The following is a 539-nucleotide window of genomic DNA, read 5'->3' as shown; positions in this document are numbered from 1 at the left end:
AAAGGAGTTCTACTGGCATAGCGATTTCGAGACCTGGCACGTCGAGGACGGCATGCCGCGCATGCGCGCGCTCAGCATCTCGATCACGCTGACCGAGAACTACGCCTTCAACGGCCCCCTCATGGTAGTCCCGGGCTCGCACCGTTGGTTCGTCTCCTGCATCGGCGAAACGCCCGAAGATCACTATAAGACCTCGCTGAAGCGCCAGGACTACGGCGTTCCCGATGACGAGTCTCTAAGACGGCTGATCGCAGACGGCGGCGTGTTCAGCACCACCGGAAAAGCGGGCTCGGTGATTCTGTTCGACTGCAACATCATGCACGGCTCCAACAGCAACATCACGCCGTTCCCGCGCTCCAACGCTTTCTTCGCGTTCAACGCCATCAGCAATGCCGTGGGCGCACCTTTCGGCGGCTCGCAGCGGCGGCCGGACTTCCTCTGCGAGCGGCAACCCTATCCTGTCCGGCCGACGCGGCGGGCAGCGTGACACGGCGTAAGGTCGGACAAAGCGCCGGCAAGATGAAACATAAAAAGAGGAC

General features: G+C 61.6%; 1 protein-coding gene. It reads left to right on the top strand.

Annotated elements, in window-relative coordinates:
* On the top strand, positions 1 to 487 hold a 487-nt coding region (locus ACKGJN_RS16725), incomplete at its 5' end, for a phytanoyl-CoA dioxygenase family protein (RefSeq protein ID WP_409540702.1).
* Positions 488 to 539: the final 52 nt, after the last annotated feature.

The sequence above is a fragment of the Gillisia xinjiangensis genome (assembly GCF_046298265.1).
In the GTDB taxonomy this organism is placed as follows: domain Bacteria; phylum Bacteroidota; class Bacteroidia; order Flavobacteriales; family Flavobacteriaceae; genus Gillisia; species Gillisia xinjiangensis.
Note: the sequence above shows the minus strand (reverse complement) of the source record. Positions and strands in the feature narration are given on the sequence as shown.